The following is a 5,693-nucleotide window of genomic DNA, read 5'->3' on the forward strand; positions in this document are numbered from 1 at the left end:
ACTTTTTTTCTTTTTTTTGGGCTTTGGATATTTGTTTAGAAAACAGCCCCTACACCCGGGGCCTGCTCGACTCGCTGCCCCGCCTCGACAGCGCGGACGACCAGCCGCTGCCCTTCATCCCCGGCTCCCCGCCGTCCCTGCTCGCACCGGCCCCCGGCTGCGCCTTCGCCCCGCGCTGCTCCCGGGCGGCCGCACGCTGCACCGACGTACGGCCCGAGCCGGCGGCGTACGGGGACGGACCGGACCGGACGGTGGCCTGCCACTTCGCCGGGGCCATGACCCGCACCGCCGAGGAGGCGGCCCGATGACCGAGACCGCCGCACGCGGGCGCGCGGCACGCGAAGCCGCCGCACGAGGGAGCGCCCCTGCCCTGCTGTCCGTCCAGGACCTCACCATGACCTTCCCCGGCAGACGATCCGTGACCGGGCGCCGGGGGGCGCCCGTGCGCGCCGTCGACGGGGTCTCCTTCGACCTCGCTGCCGGGCAGACCCTCGGCCTGGTCGGGGAGTCGGGCTGCGGGAAGTCCACCACCGGACGGATGCTGGTGCGGCTGCTGGAACCCACCTCGGGCCACGTCGTCTTCGAGGGCAAGGACATCAGCCGGCTGTCCCAGGGAGCCCTGCGCCCGCTGCGCAAGAGCATCCAGATGGTCTTCCAGGACCCGCACTCCTCGCTCAACCCGCGCCAGACCGTGGCCCGGATCATCTCCGACCCGCTGCTGGTGCAGGGCTGGAGCGCGGGGGACGCCCGACGCCGCGCCGCCGAGCTGATGGAGCTCGTCGGGCTGATCCCCGAGCACATCGACCGCTACCCGCACGAGTTCTCCGGCGGCCAGGCCCAGCGCATCGGCATCGCCCGCTCGCTCTCCACCAGCCCCCGGCTGATCGTCGCCGACGAACCGGTCTCCGCGCTGGACGTCTCGGTACAGGCCCAGATCGTCAACCTGATGGAACGGCTGCGCACCGAGCTCGGCCTCGCCTACGTGTTCATCGCCCACGACCTGTCGGTGGTCAAACGGGTCAGCGACCGGGTCGCCGTCATGTACCTCGGCCGGATCGTCGAGATCGGGGACAAGAAGTCCCTCTACGAGAACCCGCAGCACCCGTACACCCGGGCGCTGCTGTCCGCCGTCCCGCTGCCCGACCCGGCGGCGGAGCGGCGGCGGGAGCGGATCGTGCTGCTCGGCGACCCGCCGAGCCCGACCGCTCCACCCTCCGGCTGCACCTTCCACCCGCGCTGCCCCAAGGCGCAGGAGATCTGCCGCACCGAACGCCCCCTGCTCCAGCTCGCCGCCTCCCGCGAGGTGGCCTGTCACTTCCCCGGCGACTGACGGGGGTCCAAGGGGAAGGCAACGGAAGGACCCGGGACCGACACGGTCGGCCCGGGTCCTTTCGCTGCCCCCGCAGGCGCGGCAACCGTCCGGCGCCACAGCGGCGGCCCGGGCTGGCGTACGGACGGTGCCCAGGCCTACGGTCGTGGTTTCGGCACGAACATCGAGGACGCGAGGGCGCTCAATGACCGAGCAGCAGGTACCAGGGCTCGCCCGACGCCATCCGGTGGCGACGGCCGCGTGGGCTGCCGTCCTGCTGGGACTCCACACGGTGGCGGGCTTCTTCGTCCTGGGCGCACTGCTCACCGAGTCCGAAGGGCCTTGGGACCGCACGGTGACGGACACCGCGCGCCTGATGGCGGGGCTCGGACTGGTGGTGGAGCTCCTTGCCCTCGCGGGGACGGTGGCCGGCGTGACGACGGGGAGGCTGCGACGCTGGTGGTACGCGCCGGCGGCAGCCCTGATCCTCACTGCCCTGGTTCGTACGGCGTTCGCCCCCCGGCCCTGACCGCCGGGGCGGCATCCGGCCTCGGGGGCGCAGCGCCCCGCCGACGGCGGTGCCGGCGGGGCGGAGCGGGCTCCTAGGCGAGTTCGCGGCGGAAGAACTCCAGCTCCAGGGCCATCAGCTTCTCCCGGGTGCCGCCCGGGGTCATGTGGGTGACGCCGGGGAGGGCCAGCAGTTGGTGGGGGCGGCCCGCGTCCGTCAGGGCCTGGGACAGGCGCAGGGTGTGCGAGGGATGGACGTTGTCGTCGGCCAAACCGGTGACCAGCAGCAGCGGCCGGGACAGCTTCGGGGCGTCGGGCAGGAGCGAGTCCCGTTCGTAGACGTGCGGGTGCTCCTGCGGCAGGCCCAGGTACCGCTCCGTGTACGCCGTGTCGTAGTGCCGGAAGTCGGTCGGCGCGGCCCCGGCGGCCGCGGCGTGGAAGACGTCGGGGCGGCGCAGTACGGCCATCGCCGACAGGTAGCCGCCGTAGGACCAGCCGCGGATGCCGACCCGGCCGAGGTCGAGGTCGCCGTGGCGGGCGGCGAGCGCGTGCAGCGCCGCGACCTGGTCGTCCAGGGTGACCTCGGAGAAGCCGCGGTACATGGCGTGGGTGTGGGAGGGCGAGACGTACGCGGTGCCGCGGTTGTCGACGGTCACCACCGCGAACCCCTGGTCGGCCCACCACTGGCGGTGCTGCCAGCGGCGCGGGTCGGCGGTGATGTCCTGGGCGCCGGGGCCGCCGTAGCTGTCCATCAGGACGGGCAGCTTCCGCCCGGGGACGTGCCCGCGGGGCAGCACGAGCGCGGTGGGCACGCCGTGCTCCGTGACCCGCTCCAGGACCGGCGCCACCCGGTACGGCAGCGGCTGCGACAGGTCCGCGGGGGTCAGTTCCCGCCCGTCGGGAGTGCGTATGACGCGCCGCACGCCGTCGGCGTCGGCGGAGGTCAGCAGCAGGTACCCGGCCGAGGCGGTCACGCCGTGGACGCCGGGGCCGTCCGCGAGCGGCGTCGCTTCCCCAGTGGCGGTGTCCAGCAGCAGCACCTGCTGCTCGGCCGGGTCGCGCAGGCCGGCCTCGATCAGCAGCCGGCCTTCGTGTACCCCGGCCACCCCGCGGACCTGGACGTCGTCCCCGGTGAGGAGGGCCCCGTCCACGGCGAGGGCGCGGGCGGCCCCGCCGGGGGTGTCGGCCGCGGTCAGCATCCGCCCGTCGGGCAGGCGGGCCGGGGTGCCGGGGACCAGGGGGTCCACCCACTGGGGGTGCGTGGTGCGGGACAGCTCCCGGGTGCGGCCGGTGGCCGGGTCGGCGGAGAGCAGCAGCACGGTGCGCTGGAGCCGGTCCTGGACCGTCAGCAGGATCTCCCCGGCCGACTCCCAGGCCGCGGCGCACACGTAGGGGTAGGTCCCGGCGTCCCACTCGATCCGTACCCGGCTCTCCCCCAGCACCCACAGCTGGACGTCGGCGTTGGGCCCGCCCGCCTCGGGGTAGGCGAAGTCCTCGGCCGGCAGCTCGGGGTGCGCCGGGTCGGCGAAGTACCTCCGCTGGAGGGCGGATTCGTCGACGCGGGCGGCCAGCAGGGTGACCCCGTCCGGGGACCACCAGTGGCCCCGGGAACGCCCGAGCTCCTCGGCGGCGGCGAACTCGGCGAGGCCCCAGCGGGCCCCGTCGTCGGGGCTGACCCGGCCGCCCGGGGCGACGTACAGGGCGTCGTCGCAGACGTACGCGGTGCGCGAGCCGTCTGCGTTGGGTCGCGGGTCCACGGCGGGTCCGGCGGCCGCGATCTCCCCGGGCTTCCCGGCGCCGCCCGCCGTGACCCCGTAGAGCCGCCCGTACAGCGCGAATACGGCGCGCCGGCCCTCGCCGGAGAGGGCGTACGAGCCGATCCCGGCGGCGACGAGCCGGGTCCGCTCGCGCAGCCGGCGCTCGGCGTCCGGGAGGGCGCCCGGCTCGGGGCACAGCTCGCGGGGATCGGCAAGCCGGGTCTCGGCGCCGGTGGTGGTGTCGAGCACCCAGAGGCTGTCGAAGGCGTCGGTGGGACCGGTGGAGCGGAGGAACCAGAGGAGCCGGCCTTCGTCCCCGAAGGAGAACGCGCGCGGGGCGCCGTAAGAGAAGCGGGCCGTGCTCGCGGAGAGCCTGAGGAAGTCATCCATGATCGTAGTGTGACATGTGCAATGTCACCACCACTAGGCTGTTCGAGTGGTGACCCCGCAGGCGCAGGCTTAGCGTCGAAAGGGTGGACCCGAACGCATCGCCGAGCAGCAACGGGACCGACGGCAAGGTCCGAGGAAGCGGCAACGGACTCGCCCTGTTCGTCATCGCCTCCTGTCAGCTCATGGTGGTGCTCGACATCACGATCGTGAACATCGCGCTGCCACACATCCAGACCGCGCTCGACTTCTCCACCGAAAGCCTTTCCTGGGTCGTCAACGCCTACACCCTCGCCTTCGGCGGCCTGCTGCTCCTCGGCGGGCGCACCGGCGACATCCTCGGCCGCAAGCGCGTCTTCATCTTCGGTGTCCTGCTCTTCGGCCTGGCCTCCTTCCTCGGCGGACTCGCCCAGAACGAGGGCCAGTTGATGGCGGCCCGCGCCCTCCAGGGCGTCGGCGGCGCCATCGCGTCCCCGACCTCCCTCGCCCTGATCACCACCACCTTCCGCGAAGGCCCCGCACGCAACCGGGCCTTCGGCGTGTTCGCCGGCGTCTCGGCGGCCGGCGGCGCGATCGGCCTGCTCGCGGGCGGCATCCTCGTCGAATGGCTCAACTGGCGCTGGGTGCTCTTCGTCAACGTCCCCATCGCCGCGGTGATCGCGGTGCTGGCCGCGAAGGTGCTGCGCGAGTCCGAACGCCACCCCGGACACTTCGACTTCGCCGGCGCACTGCTGTCCACCGTGGGCATGGTCGCGCTGGTCTACGGCTTCATCCGGGCTTCCCAGGAGGGCTGGCGCGACCCGGTGACCCTCGGCTCCTTCGGCGCCGCCGCGGTCCTGCTGACCCTGTTCATCCTCAACGAGCGGCGCTCGCCCCAGCCCATCACCCCGCTGCACATGTTCGCCGACCGCAACCGGGCCGGGACCTACGGGATCATGCTCATGCTCGCCTGCGCGATCTTCGGCATGTTCTTCTTCCTGACCCTCTTCGTGCAGATCGTGCTCGGGTTCAGCCCGATCCAGGCCGGCCTCGCCTTCCTCCCGGTCAGCGTGATGGTCGCGTTGGGCGCCGGGTTCACCTCGCAACTGCTCCCGAAGTTCGGCCCCAAACCGTTCATGGTCGGCGGCGCCCTGTCCTCGGCGGCCGGGCTCGGCTGGCTGACACAGACGGACGTCCACTCCACGTACCTGGGCAGCATCCTGGGTCCGATGCTGCTGTTCGCCCTCGGCATGGGCCTGCAGTTCGTCTCGCTGACCCTGATGGCCCTGTCCAACGTCCCCGACCGGGAATCGGGAGCCGCCTCCGGACTGCTCAACACGATGCAGCAGGTGGGCGGCTCGCTCGGCCTTTCCATCCTGGTGACGGTCTTCGGCACGGCGAGCCGCAACGAGGCGAAGGACCAGGTGGCCGGCTTCCTCAGCACGGCCACCCCCGCACAGCTGGCCTCCTTCCGGCGCACCGGACAGGTCCCGAAGCCGTGGAGCGACCAGATCCTCACCTCGGGCATCAGTGCGGCCTTCATCGTGGCGGCCGTGTTCACCCTGGTCGGCGCGATGATCGCGCTGTTCGCCATCCAGGTCCGCCCCTCGGACCTCGAACGCCTCCAGGGCAACCACACCCCGGCGGCGGACCGTACCTAGGTGTATTGACCCGCAGGGTTGTTCACACGGCTGATCGGTGGCTTGCCGTCCAGTGCGGTGTGGCAGCGGTGGTGGTTGTAGGTGTGGAGGAAG

General features: G+C 72.6%; 5 protein-coding genes. 4 read left to right on the plus strand and 1 reads right to left on the minus strand.

The features are described from left to right. The 3 genes from PV721_RS40515 to PV721_RS40525 form a co-directional block, all read left to right on the plus strand. A partial coding sequence (locus PV721_RS40515) for an oligopeptide/dipeptide ABC transporter ATP-binding protein (protein WP_319733464.1) occupies positions 1-308 on the plus strand: 308 nt, incomplete at its 5' end. Then, positions 305-1,330: an ABC transporter ATP-binding protein gene (locus PV721_RS40520; protein ID WP_416371283.1), complete on the plus strand. Its 1,026-nt coding sequence runs from the start codon at positions 305-307 to the stop codon at positions 1,328-1,330. The genes PV721_RS40515 and PV721_RS40520, both read left to right, overlap by 4 nt. Before the next feature lie 184 nt (positions 1,331-1,514). Next, positions 1,515-1,838, plus strand: a complete 324-nt coding sequence (locus tag PV721_RS40525; RefSeq protein WP_319733466.1) for a hypothetical protein — start codon at positions 1,515-1,517, stop codon at positions 1,836-1,838. Positions 1,839-1,911: 73 nt separating this feature from the next. Here PV721_RS40525 and PV721_RS40530 read toward each other — a convergent pair whose 3' ends face one another. Next, positions 1,912-3,963, minus strand: coding sequence for a S9 family peptidase (locus PV721_RS40530; protein WP_319733468.1), 2,052 nt, complete (start codon positions 3,961-3,963; stop codon positions 1,912-1,914). A gap of 83 nt (positions 3,964-4,046) precedes the next feature. Here PV721_RS40530 and PV721_RS40535 point away from each other — a divergent pair, with 83 nt between their 5' ends. Next, the gene (locus tag PV721_RS40535; protein ID WP_319733471.1) at positions 4,047-5,600 is read left to right on the plus strand and encodes an MFS transporter; all 1,554 of its coding nucleotides are present in this window, start codon (positions 4,047-4,049) and stop codon (positions 5,598-5,600) included. Positions 5,601-5,693 lie beyond the last annotated feature (93 nt).

The sequence above is a fragment of the Streptomyces sp. MB09-01 genome, assembly GCF_033794505.1.
GTDB lineage: Bacteria > Actinomycetota > Actinomycetes > Streptomycetales > Streptomycetaceae > Streptomyces.